The 16,055-nt window shown below is 72.1% G+C and carries 15 protein-coding genes; 3 read left to right on the plus strand and 12 right to left on the minus strand.

Annotated elements, in window-relative coordinates; translation table 11 throughout:
- Nucleotides 1–41: 41 nt before the first annotated feature.
- Nucleotides 42–1,664 carry a fused response regulator/phosphatase gene (locus BLW82_RS30860; protein WP_093503790.1) on the plus strand — a complete coding sequence of 541 codons (1,623 nt, stop codon included), beginning with the start codon at nucleotides 42–44 and terminating at the stop codon, nucleotides 1,662–1,664.
- Between the two features lie 34 nt (nucleotides 1,665–1,698).
- On the plus strand, nucleotides 1,699–2,055 hold the full coding sequence (locus tag BLW82_RS30865; RefSeq protein WP_093503791.1) for a 5-carboxymethyl-2-hydroxymuconate Delta-isomerase: 357 nt from the start codon (nucleotides 1,699–1,701) through the stop codon (nucleotides 2,053–2,055).
- A gap of 74 nt (nucleotides 2,056–2,129) precedes the next feature.
- Here the strand turns inward: BLW82_RS30865 and BLW82_RS30870 are convergent, their stop codons facing one another.
- The 4 genes from BLW82_RS30870 to BLW82_RS30885 form a co-directional block, all read right to left on the minus strand.
- Nucleotides 2,130–2,819: a TetR/AcrR family transcriptional regulator gene (locus BLW82_RS30870; RefSeq protein WP_093503793.1), complete on the minus strand. Its 690-nt coding sequence runs from the start codon at nucleotides 2,817–2,819 to the stop codon at nucleotides 2,130–2,132.
- A gap of 56 nt (nucleotides 2,820–2,875) precedes the next feature.
- Entirely contained in the window at nucleotides 2,876–3,907 is a 1,032-nt protein-coding gene (locus BLW82_RS30875) for a PDR/VanB family oxidoreductase (RefSeq protein ID WP_093503795.1), read from the minus strand.
- A complete protein-coding gene (locus tag BLW82_RS30880) occupies nucleotides 3,907–4,803 on the minus strand; it encodes a metal-dependent hydrolase (RefSeq protein ID WP_093503797.1) in 897 nt (298 codons plus the stop codon). The genes BLW82_RS30875 and BLW82_RS30880 overlap by 1 nt, the downstream gene beginning before the upstream one ends.
- A gap of 92 nt (nucleotides 4,804–4,895) precedes the next feature.
- Nucleotides 4,896–6,824: a hypothetical protein gene (locus BLW82_RS30885; protein ID WP_093503798.1), complete on the minus strand. Its 1,929-nt coding sequence runs from the start codon at nucleotides 6,822–6,824 to the stop codon at nucleotides 4,896–4,898.
- 173 nt (nucleotides 6,825–6,997) lie between these two features.
- Here BLW82_RS30885 and BLW82_RS30890 point away from each other — a divergent pair, with 173 nt between their 5' ends.
- Nucleotides 6,998–7,405 carry a hypothetical protein gene (locus BLW82_RS30890; RefSeq protein ID WP_093503800.1) on the plus strand — a complete coding sequence of 136 codons (408 nt, stop codon included), beginning with the start codon at nucleotides 6,998–7,000 and terminating at the stop codon, nucleotides 7,403–7,405.
- 94 nt (nucleotides 7,406–7,499) lie between these two features.
- On the opposite strand, the gene BLW82_RS30895 is transcribed toward BLW82_RS30890, so the two are convergent.
- The 8 genes from BLW82_RS30895 to BLW82_RS30935 all read right to left on the minus strand — a co-directional run bounded on the left by BLW82_RS30895 (nucleotide 7,500) and on the right by BLW82_RS30935 (nucleotide 15,976).
- The gene (locus BLW82_RS30895; RefSeq protein ID WP_093503802.1) at nucleotides 7,500–9,053 is read right to left on the minus strand and encodes a DUF1996 domain-containing protein; all 1,554 of its coding nucleotides are present in this window, start codon (nucleotides 9,051–9,053) and stop codon (nucleotides 7,500–7,502) included.
- Nucleotides 9,054–9,226: 173 nt separating this feature from the next.
- On the minus strand, nucleotides 9,227–9,877 hold the full coding sequence (locus BLW82_RS30900) for a response regulator transcription factor (RefSeq protein ID WP_093503804.1): 651 nt from the start codon (nucleotides 9,875–9,877) through the stop codon (nucleotides 9,227–9,229).
- Nucleotides 9,862–11,142 (minus strand): sensor histidine kinase, encoded by a 1,281-nt coding sequence (locus BLW82_RS30905; protein ID WP_093503806.1) that lies wholly within the window; start codon nucleotides 11,140–11,142, stop codon nucleotides 9,862–9,864. Before BLW82_RS30905 ends, BLW82_RS30900 begins: the two co-directional genes overlap by 16 nt.
- Nucleotides 11,143–11,409: 267 nt before the next feature.
- A complete protein-coding gene (locus BLW82_RS30910) occupies nucleotides 11,410–12,411 on the minus strand; it encodes an SDR family oxidoreductase (RefSeq protein ID WP_177233129.1) in 1,002 nt (333 codons plus the stop codon).
- An 83-nt stretch (nucleotides 12,412–12,494) separates the two neighbouring features.
- Nucleotides 12,495–13,073, minus strand: coding sequence for a winged helix-turn-helix domain-containing protein (locus tag BLW82_RS30915; protein WP_093503810.1), 579 nt, complete (start codon nucleotides 13,071–13,073; stop codon nucleotides 12,495–12,497).
- 388 nt (nucleotides 13,074–13,461) lie between these two features.
- Entirely contained in the window at nucleotides 13,462–14,493 is a 1,032-nt protein-coding gene (gene glnII / locus BLW82_RS30925) for a glutamine synthetase (RefSeq protein WP_093503812.1), read from the minus strand.
- Between the two features lie 283 nt (nucleotides 14,494–14,776).
- Nucleotides 14,777–15,487: an RlpA-like double-psi beta-barrel domain-containing protein gene (locus tag BLW82_RS30930; RefSeq protein ID WP_093503814.1), complete on the minus strand. Its 711-nt coding sequence runs from the start codon at nucleotides 15,485–15,487 to the stop codon at nucleotides 14,777–14,779.
- A 120-nt stretch (nucleotides 15,488–15,607) separates the two neighbouring features.
- Complete coding sequence (locus BLW82_RS30935; protein ID WP_093503816.1) at nucleotides 15,608–15,976, minus strand: arsenate reductase family protein; 369 nt, start codon at nucleotides 15,974–15,976, stop codon at nucleotides 15,608–15,610.
- Between the last annotated feature and the right edge of the window lie 79 nt (nucleotides 15,977–16,055).

Raw genomic sequence — 16,055 nt, forward strand, 5'->3', positions numbered from 1 at the left:
ATCGGGTACTGCCCCACCGGTGTTGTCCAGGGGCTGGAAGAATGGACGTCAAGGGCAAGCTGACAGACACGACCGTGCTGGTCGTGGACGACGAGCCCGCGAGCCGGTACGCGCTGGGCACCGTGCTGCGCCGGGCCGGTCACCAGGTCGTCGCGGCCGCCGACGGCCGGCAGGCGCTCGCCGAACTCGACGTACGGCTGCGCAAGGGGTCCCTGCCCGACGTGGCCCTCGTCGACGTGAACCTGCCGGACATGAGCGGCTTCGAGCTGTGCCGCCGGCTCAAGGAGCGGCCGCACATGGCCGCCCTGCCCGTCGTGCACTTCTCGGCCCTCCGGGTCCCCCCGGCGGACCGCTGCCCGGGCCTCGACACGGGGGCCGAGGCGTATCTGACGGTGCCCGCCGAGCCGGAGGAGATCGAGGCGGCGGTCCGGGCCGCGGTGCGCGCCGCCCGGCTCCGCGCCGACGACCAGGCGCTGCTGCGGCGGCTGAAGCTGCTGTCGGGGACGATCGTCACCATCCAGTCGGCGCGCTCGCTGCAGGAGCTGGCCGACGCCGCCGCGGACGGTGCCGCACGTCTCCTCGGCGGCCCCGCCGCCGTCTTCGTCCTCGACCAGGACGACGAGCTGTACCTCGGCCTGTACCGGGAGCGCACCTCCCTCGCCCTGCCCGACGAGGGCGCCCACCGGGACGTGGCCGGCCTGCTGCGGCGGCTCACCCGCGGGCAGTCCGGGGTCCGGATCACCACCGTGCCGACGCCGCTGTGGCCCACCGGGTTCTTCCGGCCCGGGGTGCAGCACGACGCCCGGCTGACGCTGGTCCTCACCCAGAACGGCAAGGTGCCGGTGTGCCTGGCCACCCCCACCCGCGGGCAGCGCAGGGTCGACCCCGAGAACGAGGCGCTGCTGGCCCAGCTGGCGCAGGCCGCCGCGCTCGCCGCCGAGCCGCTGCTCATGTACCAGGTGGAGCGGCACGTCGCGCTCACCCTCCAGCACAGCTTCCTGCCCCGCCCGCACCAGCTGCCCGAACTGCCGGGCGTCGACATAGCGGTACGGTACGAGCCCGCCTCCCAGGAGACCGAGATCGGGGGCGACTTCTACGCCGCGCTGCGGGTCGGCGACGGGGTGCTCACCGCGGTCGGGGACGTCGTGGGGCACTCGCTGGACGCGGCCACCGTCATGGTGGAACTGCGGCACGCGCTGCGCGCCTACTGCCTCACCGAGAGCGACCCGGCCGCCCTCGCCGAACGGCTGGACAAGCTGCTCCAGCACTACCACGCCGACGTCACGGCCACCGTCTGCCTCGCCCTGATCGACCCCCGGACCGGGCGTACCCGCATCGCCAACGCCGGGCACATCCCGCCGCTGATACTGGGCGACGACGGCAGCGCCGAGTACGTGAAGGCGTCCGGTCCGCTGCTCGGCGTGGGCCTGCCCCACCCGCCGCCCACCGAGCTGGTCCTCGAACCCACCGACCGGCTCCTCATGGTCACCGACGGCCTCATCGAGACCCGCGGCACCGACCTCACGGTCTCCATGGAGCACCTCCGGGCCGCCGCCGGCGGCGCCCTGCCCGGCCTGGAGGCGCTGTGCGACACCCTGCTGGCCTGCTTCGGCCAGGACCGCGAGGACGACGTCGCACTGCTCGCGCTGAGCCTGGCGAACTAGGCTGAGGCTCACCAGCCGTAGAACAGGAGTGCCGATGCCGCTGATCACCGTCGACTACACCGCCACGGCGGGCCCCGCCTTCGACCGGCGGGGTTTCGCCACGGCCCTGCACCGCGCCGTGGTCGAGATCGCGGCGGCCAGGCCCGAGGCCTGCGAGACCCTGTTCCGCGCCGCCGAGGAGACCGCCTTCGGCTACGACTCCGACGGGGCGCACGTGATCGTCCACGTGACCTTCGGCCTGCTGGCCGGCCGCACCGACGAGACGAAGGCGAAGCTGACGGAGGCGGCGCTGGAGCTGCTGCGGGAGCATCTGAAGCCGGAGGGCTTCGTGCTGCACGCGTCGGCCGAGGTACGGGACCTGGATCCTTCGTACCGGAAGCACGAGGGCTAGGTCTGCATCTGCCGGTTGTCGTCCGGCTGCCGCGCCGGTCCCCGGCGTGTCGCAGCCGAAGGGGACCGGCGGGCCTAGCCCGCCAGGGCGATCAGGCGGGCGGCCAGGTCGGCGAACGGCCCGTCGGCCGGCTCTCCCTGGACCATCCGCCTCACCAACGCCGTCATCTCCTCGTCGTACGCCGCACTCACCGCCGTCAGCGCGGCGAAGTCGTGGACTAGCTGGATCTCCAGTTCCGCGCGCGGGATGCGCCGGCCGTCCAGCCAGATCAGGGCCGTCGACTCGGCCAGCGAGATCCAGGAGCGGACGACCAGTTCCAGGCGGGCCGGTGCCTCGGTGATGTCGAGGTGGGAGAGGATCTGCTCGTAGGCGGCCTGCCGTACGGAGTCGATGAGGGCGTTGGTCGCCGAGGAGCCGACGGCGGGACCGCCGCGCATCAACGCGGCGAAGCCGGGCCCGTGTTCGTCGACGAAGTCGAAGAAGCGCCGCATCACGCGCAGCAGCCTGGCCCCGAGCGGGCCCTCGTGCGGCTCGTGGAAGCGGCCCGCGAGATCCTCCGAGGCCCGCTTCAACGCGGCTTCGTACAGGCTGAGTTTGCCGGGGAAGTAGTGGTAGACCAGCGGCCGCGAGATGCCCGCGGCCGAGGCTATCTCGTCGATGGAGACCTCGTCGGGCGAGCGACGGCTGAACAGTTCGAGGGCGACGCCGATCAACTGCTGCCGCCGCTCCTCGACTCCCATCCTGCGGCGTACCCCGGTTGTCATGCGAACACCTTACCGATCGGATCCGGCCTTCCACGGATCCGACCCTTCACGGGTGTTCACAGATCCAGCACAAGTCTCCCACTTCGGGCCCGCGACACACAGATGAGCATCGAGTCGGCACGCTCCGTGTCCGTGAGGAGCTCGTCCCGGTGCTCCACCTCCCCCTCCAGCACGCGCTGCAGGCAGGTCCCGCAGAACCCCTGTGCGCAGGAGTACGGCGTGTCCGGCAGCTCCGCACGTACCGCGGCCAGCACGGACGAGTCGGCCGGCACCGTCACCGTCCGTCCGGTGCGCCGGAGTTCCAGTTCGAAGGCGTGGTCGGCCCCGGTGTCGGTGCGCGGCGCGAAACGTTCGAGGCGGACCGCCGGGAAGCGCTCCTCCACCGCTGACATCAGCCCCTCCGGACCGCAGCAGTAGACCGCCGCGCCCTCCGGGACGGCCAGCGCGTCGAGGTCCGGGCGGCCGTCCTCGTCCTCCGTGACGACCGTGACCCGCTCGTCCCCGGCCAGCTCGTCCAGGAACGGCGTGGATGCGCGGGTCCGCCCGCAGTACAGCAGCCGCCACGCCACCCCGTCCGGCACCGCCCGCACCATCGACAGGATCGGCGTGATGCCGATGCCCCCGGCCACGAACACGTACGAGGCGGCCTCGACGAGCGGGAAACGGTTGCGCGGCCCGCGCACCTCCAGCTCCATGCCCGCCACGACCTGCTCGTGGACCTCCCGGGAGCCGCCCCGCCCGTCCGCGACCAGCCGGGCGGCGATCGTGTACGACGAGGTGTCGGCCGGGTCCCCGCAGAGCGAGTACTGGCGCACCAGCCCGGACGGCAGCACCACGTCGAGATGGGCGCCGGGCTGCCAGGCGGGCAACCCCGTGCCCTCCAGGCGCAGCTGGACGACCCCGTCGGCGACCGTCCGGTGCGAGGCGACCAGGAGCCGCAGTGCCCGGGAGCGCGGCCGCCCGGAGGTCGGCGGGTCCAGGGCCGGCATCGGCCACAGCGGGGAGGCCTCGACACGGCGGCGCAGCGCCCGCCTGACCAGCAGCGCGGCGCCCGCGACGGCGACGACGGTCCGCAGCCTCGGCGTCATCACTCGCCCTCCTGCTCGGCGGCGAGCGCGGCGGGGGAGGAGGCCAGGTAGGCGACGGCCTGCTCGGTGGAGCCCTCCTGGGAGGGGTGGTAGGTGCGGCTGAGGTAGCGCGGGATCGACCTCAGCATGTCGCCGGTGGCGGGCAGCGTGCCGCGCCGGCCGGCCAGGTAGAAGTCCCGGAACCGGGCCCGGCCCGCGTCGAGCGTCGGGTCGTTCGCCATGAAGAAGCGGGCGCCGCGCTGCCACAGGAACACGATCGCCGTGAACGCGGTCGCCCAGGTCCGTGCCCGGCGCGGGTAGCCGCCGTCGAGGTGCATGAACAGGTCGAAGGCGACCGAGCGGTGTTCGACCTCCTCGGCGCCGTGCCAGCGCAGCAGGTCCAGCATCATCGGATCGGCGCCGCGCCGGTCCAGTTCCCCGGCGTTGAGCACCCAGTCGCCGAGGAAGGCGGTGTAGTGCTCGATGGCCGCGATCAGCGCGACCCGTTCGAGCAGCCACCAGCGCCTGGCCCTCCCGGGCGGCAGGGTCCGGTCGCCGAGCAGCTTCTCGAAGAACCAGTCGACCTGCGCGGTGTACGGCGTCGGGTCGAGACCCAGCTCCCTGAGGTGCGGCAGCACCTCGTCATGGGCCTGGGAGTGCATGGCCTCCTGCCCGATGAACCCGACGACGTCCGCACGCAGCCGCTCGTCGCGGATGAGCGGCAGCACCTGCTTGTAGACGTGCACGAACCAGCGCTCGCCGGCGGGCAGCAGCAGGTGCAGCACGTTGATGGTGTGCGTGGCGAAGGGGTCGCCCGGCACCCAGTGCAGAGGGGTGTCCTCCCAGGCGAAGGACACGTTGCGGGCCTTGAGCGCGATGTGCTCGGACTGCACCGGCTGCGGCTGCTTGTTGGACATGGCGTCAATGTACTGACGGGTAGGTGGCCTGAGAAGACCCCTGACCCGCCTTGTTTACGCGAACGTCAGCAAGCCTCTCCGGCGGTGCCGGCTCACCGCAGCCCGCTGATCGCGCTCCCGTCCTCCAGAGTCCCCGACAGCTCGGCCTGCGCCCCCTGCTTCGCCCTGGCCACCAGCTGGGCCCCCTGAGTCGACGCCGTGACCCCGCCGGTCGCCCGGACCGACGCGGTGTCGCGGCTGCCCGCGGCCAGCAGGTACCACTGGCCGCCGCCGGACTTCCACAACACCCCGGCCAGCACGTGCGGATCGCGCGGACCGCAGGCCGTCACGTCGGCGCCCCTGGCCGCGACCGCCCCGTACCGGCTGCCCGGCGTCCGGAACTGGGCCAGTGACACCGTCCCGTCGCCCCGCCAGGTCTCGGTGCGCGTGCACACCCACGACCCGCTGCCACTGGCGTCCGGCAGCTCCTGCTCGGCGAACGCCCACGCGTTGACACCGCGCACCCCCGCCGACCGCTCCGAAGCCAGCGAGCAGGCGAACGGCGCCCACTCGCGCAGCGCCGCCGCCCCCGAGACCTCGCCGGCCTCGCCGGGCCGCCCGGCGGTGAGCCGGGCCGGCATCAGCTCGCCCAGGTCGGTCGAGACGTGCACACCCTGCGCGTCGGTCAGCTGGAGCGCGTTCCAGGACGTGCACGCCCCCTGCTGCAGCGCGGGGCTGGCCAGCGGCCCGGTCACCCCGTCGGTCAGCCCGAGGTCCAGCGCCCTTCCGTCCGGCTTCGTCAGGTCCCGCTCGGCCGCCCCGGTCACCCAGGGGGCGGTCAGATAGCGCACGTTGCCGTCGGAACGGCCGAGGACCAGGGCGCTCGCCTCCACGCCGGTCGCGCCGTCGGCACGGGCGAAGTCCAGGGCCGCGCCCTGGGTGCCGTCCTTCGGTTCGGCGTAGCGGGCGATGCGCAGTCCGTCGTAGAAGATCACCACCCGGGCGCTGTCGACCACGCCCGCGTAGAGCAGCTGGGGCGGTCCGGCCGGGCCGCCGGTCTGGGTGCCGGGGGTCGCGGAGACGCGGACGGTGTCGCCGGGGCGGGCCCAGACGGCGAGGGCGCGGCGCAGCAGCGCGGTGTCGCCGGTGAGGGCGCCACGGGCCGGCCAGACGGAGAAGTCGGTGCGCGCGGCGGTCTTCCAGGCGGTGGCCGGGGTCTTCGTCAGCCGGGCCGGGTCCAGGGCGGCCTGGGCGGCAGGGTTCTGCGCGTACACCGGGGCGGCCGCGCCGTCGGCGCCCCAGCCGCCGCCCGGCAGCGCGACCAGTGCCCCGCACACCGCGAGCGCGGCGGCCGCGGCCAGTGCTGCCTTGGTGTGCTGGCGGCGGCGCATCAGGTCGGTGGGCCGGGCCTGCAGGGAACACGGGTCGAACTCGGGGGAGCCGAGCAGCGGGTACTCGGCCGGGACGCCGTTCGCCTCGGCGAGCGCGTCCTCGGGGTGCTGGACCCCCGCCGCCCGCAGCAGCCCGCGTACGTCGCCGTCGGGGAGCTGTTCGAGGCCGCGCAGCGCGTAGGCGGCGCGGGCCGGGGCGGAGAGTGCGGCGAGCCGCTGGTCCAGGGCGAGTTCGTCCGCGCCGCCGGAGCGCGGGAAGAGCCTCAGCCCCCGCACCTGGGGGAGCAGGGGCGGCAACTGGGCGCGCTTGGGCCAGGCGGTGAGCCGGAGCGGCAGGCCCGCCTCCAGCGCCGTCCGCACCACTTCGAGACGGACCAGGGAGTACCCGGGGTCGGTCTGCCGCCCGTTCGACTGGGCCGGGACCACCGGGACCTGCTTCCGGCCCCGCGGGAGCGCCCGCTGGACCAGGGCGTGCGCGGTCAGGACGCGGCGGCCGCGCGCGAGCCCCGGCGGCAGCACCAGGTAGGCCAGCCGGACCAGGCGGGGGTAGTGCTCGATGAGCGCGGCCTCGGCCTGCTCGACATCGACGGCCGGATGCGGGGCTCCGGCGGAGGCGGCTGCGTGACGCTGGGCTACATCCTGTGACTGCACGTCCTGGAGAACGAGCGAACCGTTGGTTGGTCACCGCCACCCGGGTGACACTGCGGTGTCCGCTACGACGCGGGCCGACGCGGGCCGATGTGAGTGCTTCGCGGCCCACAGCCGTATCGAAGGGGACGGGCCCCTGAAGGCACCCGGGGCCGGCAACGCGACCGGAGGAACAGATGAGGACCACCCGACCGATGCTCGCCGTGGCCGGAGCCGTGGCCGTACTGGCGCTGGCGGGCTGTGGATCCGGCGACGGCAAGGCGGAGACCAGGATCCCGGTGACGGCCACCGGCAGCCTGGAGAGCCTGGCCGCCAAGGTGAAGTGCACCCCGGACATGCAGATCGACTCCGACGAGGTCCGGCAGGCGATCTGCAAGGTCCCCGCCGGCAAGTTCGTCTTCGCCACCTTCGCCACCGACCGCGGCCAGCGCGAGTGGATCAACGACGCGAAGGACTACGGCGGTTTCTACCTCGTCGGCCGCAAGTGGGTCGCCGTCGGCACCGACAAGGTCGTCAAGGCGCTGCAGACCACGCTGGGCGGCGAGGAGGAGATCGGGGTCGACCACAGCAAGCACACCGGCTGAGGGCCACGGTCCTGCGTACGGCACACACGAGAGCGGGCGGTGGGAGATTCCCACCGCCCGCTCCGTGTCACCGGCGTCGCCGGTCAGTCACCGCTCACTGGCACTTGCGGCCGCTGTTGACGCAGTTGGCGATCTTCGCCGCCAGGTTGTTCTTGGTGACGCTGATGAAGTCGTCGTGGTCGGTCGCGGCCTTGTGCAGCTGCTCCGGGAAGCCGTCCACCGCGTAGGCGTTCTTGACCTGGCCGTTCACGATGCTCGGCTGGGCCAGGTTGTACACCAGGCGCATGGTCAGCTGCGGGATCGCCTTGAAGCCGTTCGGGCAGACACCGCTCGCCGGGTCCGCGAAGGCCACGTGCGTACGGTGGTTGGCGCTGTCGATGTTCACGCCGTCCCAGCAGCTCTGGAAGGCGAACGTCCGCACCACCTGGCTGCCCTGCGGGCAGATCGGGTACTGCTGGGTCAGCTGGACCTTGTTCTCGAAGCCGGTGCAGCTCCAGTGCGCGTTGGCGTTGGCCAGACCGTTGGTCGTGGTCTTGGCGTCACCGGTGATGATGCGCAGGAACTGGGGCATCGCGACGACCTTGCTGGCCGGGCTGCCGACGTACTTGATCTGCGCCTTGACCGGCGTGATGATCTTGCCGACGTTGCCTTCCTTGCCACCGCCGAGCGCGTTCGCGTCGAACTCCTGCGAACCGTCCTGCTCACGCACGACCGGCCAGTAGTACGCCGAGAGGTCACTCTGGTTCTGGCAGCTGGAGGGGGCGGCCAGCAGCGAGTCGTTCGTGGAGAACGCGTTGACCTTCTGGTTGCCGACGTAGTCGTGCTCGTGGTGCGCGCCGTTGGTCACGCCGGGCGCCACGATGACGTTGTCGGTGTTGTGGTTCTTGTTCTGGTTCGTACCGCAACGGGTGGTGAAGGAACCCGTCGAGGCCTGGCCGGTGTTCTGCGGCTTGGCCAGGACGTTCGGCGCGACCTTCGTGATGTCCACGAAGTCGGCCGCGGAGGGGCCGTTGCCCGCCTGGCCGCCGGCGCCGACGTCGACCGGGGTGCTGGCGCTGGCGCTGGGGGCGGCGCTGGCCTGGCCGTTGTTCCCGTTGTTGTTGTTCTGGCCGCCGTTGTTCTGACCACCGTTGTTCTGGCCACCGTTGTTGTTGCCCTGTCCGGCGGTGGTCTGGTTGGCGGTCTGCGTGGTGCAGGCGGCGAGCTGCGACAGCGCGTTGTTGAACTGGCCGCCGACCCGCGTGATGTCGATCCTGATCCGGTCGATCGTGGCCGCCCGCTTCTCCTTCAGGGGGCCGACGATCGCGTTCTGCACGAAGTTGGCGTCGTTCGCCTGCGCCTGGCGCGTGGAGGCGAGCCGGGAGTAGGCCTCGGTGATCTGCTTGTCGAGGTTCGCCAGCTCCCTCGCCACCCCCATCTTGGCCTTGTCCGGCACGTTCGTCAGCTTCTGGCCGACGTCCGGGCAGGAGATGGTCGCCACCGTCGCGGAGGCGGCCTTGGTGTAGTTCTGCGCCGAGTTGTTCGACTCGTGAGCCGAAGCGTTCATCTGCGCATAGAGCAGCCCGCCCCCGCCGAGTGCGACAGCCGCCGATGCGGCTACGACCTTGACGGTCAGCGGCGAACGGCGTTTGCGTATGTTGCGTCCCATGGAACTCCTCAGACCTTCCTTGCGGGGCGGCATCGAGGCGCCCGACAGGAGTGAAGCGGCGTCCTTTCATACGCAGCCCGTCTCAGACGTGTTCAGGCGTCTCACAAATTCATCAGAGATTTGTTACGCACTTGGGGCACAACTGCCGTTTGAGCAGGGCTGTTTCTGGAAAATCAGCGGTCGCGGTCCAGATACGCGAGCACGGCGAGGACGCGCCGATTGTCGTCGTCCGACACCTCGAGTCCCAGTTTGGTGAAGATGTTGGAGGTGTGCTTGGCGATGGCCCGTTCCGTGACGACGAGCTGCCCGGCGATCGCCGCGTTCGACCTGCCCTGTGCCATCAGCTCCAGGACCTCCAGCTCCCGCGGTGTCAAGCCCCCCAGCGGCCGGTCGTCGGCCCGCCGGGACAGCAGCTGCTGGATCACCTGCGGGTCCATGGCCGTTCCGCCCGCCGCGACCCGCCGTACGGCGTCCACGAACTGGTCCGCGTCGAACACCCGGTCCTTCAGCAGGTACCCCACCGCGCCGCTGCCGTCGGCCAGCAGCTCGCGCGCGTACAGCTGCTCCACGTGCTGGGAGAGCACCAGCACCGGCAGTCCCGGCCGCGCCCGCCGCGCCCGGAGCGCGCACTGGAGCCCCTCGTCGGTGTGCGTGGGGGGCAGCCGTACGTCGACCACGGCCACATCCGGCTCCAACTCGGCCAGCGCACGGTCGAGTTCGGGACCGGATTCGACGGCGGCGGCGATCTCGAAGCCGTAGGCCTCCAGCAGCCGGACCAGCCCGTCGCGGAGCAGGAACAGGTCCTCGGCTAGGACAACGCGCACGGAATCTCCATCGTGACCATGGTGGGACCGCCCGCGGGGCTGCTGACGGCCAGGACGCCGTCGAATGTACCCAGCCGCCGCTCCACCCCGGCCAGCCCCGACCCGGCCCCGACCGCCGCGCCGCCCCGGCCGTGGTCGGTGACCGAGATCCGCAGCATGCCGCCGCCGTCCGGCACGTGGTGCAGGTCCACCCAGATTCGGTCGGCCCCGGAGTGCTTCACCGCGTTGGTCAGCACCTCGCTCACCGCGAAGTACGCGGCCGACTCCACCGGCGCGTCCGCCCGCCCCGGCAGCTCCACCGTCACCTCGGTCGGCACCGGCAGCCGCAGCGCCAGCGCCCGTACGGCGTCCCCGAGCCCGCGCTCGGCCAGCACCGGCGGGTGGATGCCCCGGACCAGGTCCCGCAGCTCGCCCAGCGCCTCCACGGACGCCTGCCGGGTCTGTGCGAGCAACTGCCTCGCCTTGTCCGGGTCCTTGTCCAGGAGCATCTCGATCGTCCCGAGGTCCATGCCCATGGCGACCAGCCGGGCCTGCGCCCCGTCGTGCAGGTCCCGCTCGATCCGGCGCAGCTCGGCCGCCGAGGCGTCCACCGCGTCCCTGCGGGTCTCGGTCAGCACCCGTACCCGCTCGACGAGTTCGCCCTTCCCGGGGTCGAGGACGGCGCGGGTGAGGCGGAAGTGGGCGGTCAGCAGGGCGGGGGTGTAGCGGAAGGCGCCGACGAGGACGACGGCGCCGAGCGCGGCGGCGGCGAAGGCGGTGGCCTGTCCGTCGACCGGCACGAAGCCGTACCAGTAGGTCTCGCCGTTCGCGACCGCCCGCCACAGCCCGGCCGCCAGCGCGAACCCCTCGAACGGGTAGAACAGCAGCACCGCCGGCAGCAGCGCGGTCAGGAACCCGGCCGTCATGTCGACGAACAGCCAGAGCACGTCCCGCCCGACCTGCGGGTCCCGCAGCATCCCGAAGGTCCTGGCCCACGGGTTGGCGTCCGCCGGGAGCGTCCGGTACGCCGACCGGATCCGCACCCCGCACCACTCGTACGCGAGCCGCCGCCGCACGTCCGCGACGTCCCGGACCCCGCCCAGGATCCACGGCGTCGTGACGATGCCGACCCCGATCGGGATGAGCGCGACCGACACCGCGGTCAGCGCGAAGCAGAGCACCGAGACCGGCAGGATCACCATCGCCAGCACCAGCCCGCGCACGGCGGCGAGCAAGGTCTCCCGGGCCCTGGCCCGAAAGCCCCCGCTGTCTGTGTTCGTCGTCATGCCGTCAGTCTCGCCGACCGCACGAGTGGGGGTCACTGGCCCGAGGCCCCGTGCCAGGGGGTGGTGCTGGATACACCCCCGGGAGTGCCGCGACCTGCCATGTGCCGGCTGCGGCGCCGTCGCGGCTGGTCGCGCACTTCCTCCCCCAGCCTTCGGCCGGGGGTGCCCCCAGCGTCCCTTACGGGGCGCTGCTCAGCGGCCTCGTCTGCAGCGCCCCGTAGGGGCGCGGGGAACTGCGCGACCAGCCCCCGCCGGCCCGCAGACTGATCACGGTCCCTCCAGCGAAGCGCCGAGCACCCGCGCCTCGACAGCGGGGTCGAGCCCGATCCCCGCCCGCACCGGCGCCGCACCGTCGAGGCCCCGCAGCCACCCCCACGTGTCGGCCACCGTCGCCCCCACCGGCCGGCACCGCAGTCCCGTCGCGACCGTCCGCGACACGTCCAGCCCGTGCACACCGTCGTGCAGCTCGCTGCCCGCCGGCACCCACACCGGCAGCTGCGTCCAGGGTTCGATCCCGGCCGCCAGGACCGTCTCCGCATCGGTCCACCGCAGCTCCGCGTCCGAGCCGGTGCTCCGCAGGCACGCCTCGAGGAGTTCGCCCATCGTGGCGTGCCCCGGCGGGCTCACCAGGTTGTACGGCCCGGACAGGCCCTGCTCCACCGCCCCGAGGGTCCACTCGGCGAGGTCGCGGGCGTCCACGAACTGCACGGGCAGATCGCGCGGACCGGGGGCCAGCACCGGGCCGCCCCGGGCGATCCGGCTCAGCCACCAGGGCAGCCGGCCCACGTTCTCGTACGGTCCGAGGATCAGCCCGGCCCGCACCAGCACCGAGCCGTCCGCGCCGAAGGACTCCACGGCGGCCAGCTCACCGCCCACCTTGTCCTGCGGGTACGCGGTCGCCTCCGCGTCCGCCGCGGCCCCCGTCACCAGGGGGGTGTCCTCGGTGTACCCGGCCGGGCGCGGCCAGGCGTACACCGAGCAGCTCGACACGTACGTATACCGTCCGGTCCGGCCCCGGAGCAGCCGCGCGGTCGCCCGCACCGCCCGGGGCGCGGCCGACCAGGTGTCCACGACCGCGTCCCACTCGGTGCCGTCCGCGAGCGCGGCGAGGCCGTCGGGTGCGGTGCGGTCGCCGTGCAGCGACCGCACCCCGGCCGGGGGCCGGCGGGTGCCCCGGTGGAAGACGGTCACCTCCCAGCCGCGCCCGAGCGCCGCCTCGACGACCGCCCGCCCCACGAACTCCGTACCACCCAGCACCAGAAGCCTCATGCCGTTGATCGTGCCCCTGGGGGACGCCGGACGTAAGAGGGTTCAGCCGAGGGCGGAGCGGCCGTCCGGGGCCCGGCCGCCTGTCAGCGGCCCGTCGGCGGGGTGTACTTGTATCCCACCCGGCGGACCGTCTGGATCGCCCGGCGGTGCTCCGCGCCGAGCTTGCGGCGCAGCCGCGCGACATGGACGTCGACCGTGCGGCCGTCGCCGACGTGGCCGTAGCCCCAGACCGTGGTGACCAGCTGGTCGCGGGTGTGCACCCGGTTCGGGTGCGCCACCAGATGGGCGAGCAGCTCGAACTCCAGGTAGGTGAGGTCGAGTTCACGCCCGTCGACCTGGGCGGTGCGCTCCACGGTGTCCACGGTGACGAGCGGCCGGGGGCCGGCGGCGGGCTCCGCGGCCGGCTCCTGCGGGTCGGGTACGGCGACCGGCAGGAAGGGCGGCTGCTGGTCCGCGGGGACCAGCACCAGGTAGCCGATCATCGGCGGCTGGCCCGGCAGGGTGGGCAGGGCGTGCTGCGGAGCGGGCAGCCAGGTGGCGCCCGGCGGCAGCAGCTCCGTCATGTCCACGACCTCGTCCCGGTCGACGGCACGCAGCCGGTGACGGCCGGGCGAGGAGGCGCCGAGGGCGGAGGAGGGGGAGAGAGAACGAGTGGTCGCCATGAGACGTCAGCTCTTTCGCGCGAGGAGTCAGTCGGTCGGGGGCGACGGCCGCGATTCGTGGTCGGGCGCGCCGCGGGGACGTACTGCGTTCCGCGCTGGCCGAAGGCCGGGGTGTACGGCTTTAGAGGGCCCGCGCGTTCATCGCGCGGCAACACACCCGGTCGAAGTCGTGGTGCTGACGAGAAGGCCAGAACGGCTCGAGGTCCTGGCGACCCGTCGCGCTGCACTTCTGGAAGCTGGCCATGCGCCCATTGAAGCAGACACGGCCGGGAAACAGGACCCTCCTCTCACTGCTTGGACGCTTCTTTGACACGACGCCGAGACGACGGCATGCCGAAGGGGCGCCCACCGTCACGGTGGGCGCCCCTTCGGGAGAGTCGTCCGCGGATCAGACCTGGCCGGCCTTGTCCAGGGCGGTGCAGCAGGTGTCGACGATCAGCCGGGTCACGACGTACGGGTCGACGTTGGCGTTCGGACGGCGGTCCTCGATGTAGCCCTTGCCGTCCTTCTCGACCTGCCACGGGATACGGACCGAGGCACCGCGGTTGGAGACGCCGTAGGAGTACTTGTCCCACGGGGCGGTCTCGTGCAGACCGGTCAGGCGGTCGTCGATGCCCGCGCCGTAGTTCTTGACGTGGTCGAGCGGCTTGGAGCCCTCGCCGAGCGACTCGCACGCGGTGATGATCGCGTCGTAGCCCTCGCGCATCGCCTTGGTGGAGAAGTTGGTGTGCGCGCCGGCGCCGTTCCAGTCGCCCTTGACCGGCTTCGGGTCGAGGGTGGCGGAGACGCCGAAGTCCTCGGCGGTGCGGTAGAGCAGCCAGCGGGCCACCCACAGGTGGTCGGAGACCTCCAGCGGGGAGACCGGGCCGACCTGGAACTCCCACTGGCCGGGCATGACCTCGGCGTTGATGCCGGAGATCGCGAGGCCCGCCTTAAGGCAGTTGTCCAGGTGCGCCTCGACGATCTCGCGGCCGAAGATCTCGTCCGCGCCGACACCGCAGTAGTAGCCGCCCTGGGGGGCCGGGAAGCCGCCCTCGGGGAAACCCAGCGGACGGGAGCCGTCGAAGAAGGTGTACTCCTGCTCGATGCCGAAGATCGGCTCCTGCGCGGCGAACTTCTCGGCGACCTCGACCAGCGCGGCACGCGTGTTGGAGGAGTGCGGGGTGAAGTCGATGTCCAGGACCTCGCACAGGACGAGGACGTCGTCGCCGCCGCGGATCGGGTCCGGACAGGTGAAGACCGGCTTCAGCACACGGTCCGAGGAGTGCCCCTCGGCCTGGTTCGTGGAGGACCCGTCGAAGCCCCAGATCGGCAGCGCGTCGAGACCGGCGGGGGCGCCCGCGATGATCTTCGTCTTCGAACGCAGCTTGGCCGTCGGCTCGGTGCCGTCGATCCAGATGTACTCAGCCTTGAAGGTCACGGGCCACATCCTTCGGGGTGGGTCGGGCGCACTTGCGGGTGCAGTGGCGCTACGGCACTGGGGCGCCTCGGTGTTGCCCGGAAGCCTGTCAACAGGCGATTTCCCGATCATTGCTCGAATGTGAACCCGGTGTTACCTGGTGGTTCTGTGGTGCGACTCACGTTGTGGGAGTGCGGCGGGCGGGGTACAGAGCCCAATTCGGGCACCGTGCCCGCCCCTTCGCCGCGGCCGCCGGCCTTCCCTCCGTAAAGGCCGGCGGCCGAGCCCCGGTTCGTGTCTCCGGTCAGCCGACCTTCTCGATCAGCGCGCGGCGGATCAGGAACTTGCCGGGCTCGCGGACCTGTTCGAAGGCCGCGTTGTTGAGCAGCGCGCAGCTGCCGGAGACGGACGTGACCTTCACCGTGGTGGACTTGTTGTTGTCCAGGTTGGTGACCTTCAGCGTGGTCCCCGCCGGGAACTGGTTGCTGGAGGCGGCCGGCGCGCCGGCCTCGCCTGACAGGGTGACCGTGGAGCCCTTGCAGACCTGCTGCCCGGAGGCGGCACCGCCCGTGTTGCCGGCGTTACCGGTGTTGCCGGTTGCCGCGCTCTGCGACGGCGCCGCCGTGGCGGTCTGGCCGGTCTGCCCGGTCTGGCCCGTCTGCGTCCCGCTCGCCGCCTGGGAGCCCTGAGCCGACTCCCCAACGACGCAACCGGACGCCTTCTGCTGGACCTTGATCTGCTCGATGACCGCCTCGCGGTTGGCGATCCGGGCCGACGACTGCGCGTCCGGGTTCGCCTTCTGGTCCGCGATGAACTTCTGGTTGTTGCCGAGGGCCGTGGCCAGCCCCGAGCAGACGGTCGAGTCGGCGGCCGACGACAGCGTCTTCGCGCCCTGCGAGGGCTGTGCGGCGTTCGAGGTGGACGCCAGGACGAAGGCCCCGCCGCCGGCCACGGCTGCGGCGCCGACCAGCAGTGCGATCGTCTTCTTTGCGCCGAGAGTTCTCCTACGCGACATGCGCGCCTCCTCAAAGGGGTGGGGGAGCGTACGTCGGTAGGTACGAGATACCGAACGTCGTTACTCAGCGGTTACGGGAGTCACCGAAGTAACTTGCGTCACAGTGGAGTTGAGGGCTGTTCAGCTCTTGCTTCTGACCAGTGCTTCCTGTACGGCCTCGTCGGTGCGGGCGACCACCGCCGTGCCGTCGTCGGCGGTGATGATCGGGCGCTGGATGAGCCGGGGGTGCTCGGCGAGGGCCGTGATCCACCGCTCGCGCGCGCCCGCGTCGCGCGGCCACTCCTTCAGTCCCAGCTCCTTGGCGACCGCCTCCTGGGTGCGGGTGATGTCCCACGGTTCGAGGCCGAGTCGTTCCAGTACCGCCCTGATCTCGTCCTCGGTCGGTACGTCCTCCAGGTAGCGGCGGACGGTGTAGTCCGCCCCTTCGGCATCGAGCAGGCCGATCGCGCTGCGGCACTTCGAGCAGGCGGGATTGATCCAGATCTCCATGCGGGGAACGGTACGCGAGCCCTCGCCCCGGCCGGTTCTGTTCGAATTCTGAGGGATGTCGTGCGGACCTCTCGCGCCC

It is taken from the genome of Streptomyces sp. Ag109_O5-10 (genome assembly GCF_900105755.1).
Classification (GTDB): domain Bacteria; phylum Actinomycetota; class Actinomycetes; order Streptomycetales; family Streptomycetaceae; genus Streptomyces.

Coding starts and splice junctions, on each gene's coding strand:
- BLW82_RS30860 (WP_093503790.1), top strand. CDS start 42: ATGGACGTCAAGGGCAAGCTGACAGACACGACCGTGCTGGTCGTGGAC.
- BLW82_RS30865 (WP_093503791.1), top strand. CDS start 1,699: ATGCCGCTGATCACCGTCGACTACACCGCCACGGCGGGCCCCGCCTTC.
- BLW82_RS30870 (WP_093503793.1), bottom strand. CDS start 2,819: ATGACAACCGGGGTACGCCGCAGGATGGGAGTCGAGGAGCGGCGGCAG.
- BLW82_RS30875 (WP_093503795.1), bottom strand. CDS start 3,907: ATGACGCCGAGGCTGCGGACCGTCGTCGCCGTCGCGGGCGCCGCGCTG.
- BLW82_RS30880 (WP_093503797.1), bottom strand. CDS start 4,803: ATGTCCAACAAGCAGCCGCAGCCGGTGCAGTCCGAGCACATCGCGCTC.
- BLW82_RS30890 (WP_093503800.1), top strand. CDS start 6,998: ATGAGGACCACCCGACCGATGCTCGCCGTGGCCGGAGCCGTGGCCGTA.
- BLW82_RS30895 (WP_093503802.1), bottom strand. CDS start 9,053: ATGGGACGCAACATACGCAAACGCCGTTCGCCGCTGACCGTCAAGGTC.
- BLW82_RS30905 (WP_093503806.1), bottom strand. CDS start 11,142: ATGACGACGAACACAGACAGCGGGGGCTTTCGGGCCAGGGCCCGGGAG.
- BLW82_RS30910 (WP_177233129.1), bottom strand. CDS start 12,411: ATGAGGCTTCTGGTGCTGGGTGGTACGGAGTTCGTGGGGCGGGCGGTC.
- BLW82_RS30915 (WP_093503810.1), bottom strand. CDS start 13,073: ATGGCGACCACTCGTTCTCTCTCCCCCTCCTCCGCCCTCGGCGCCTCC.
- BLW82_RS30930 (WP_093503814.1), bottom strand. CDS start 15,487: ATGTCGCGTAGGAGAACTCTCGGCGCAAAGAAGACGATCGCACTGCTG.
- BLW82_RS30935 (WP_093503816.1), bottom strand. CDS start 15,976: ATGGAGATCTGGATCAATCCCGCCTGCTCGAAGTGCCGCAGCGCGATC.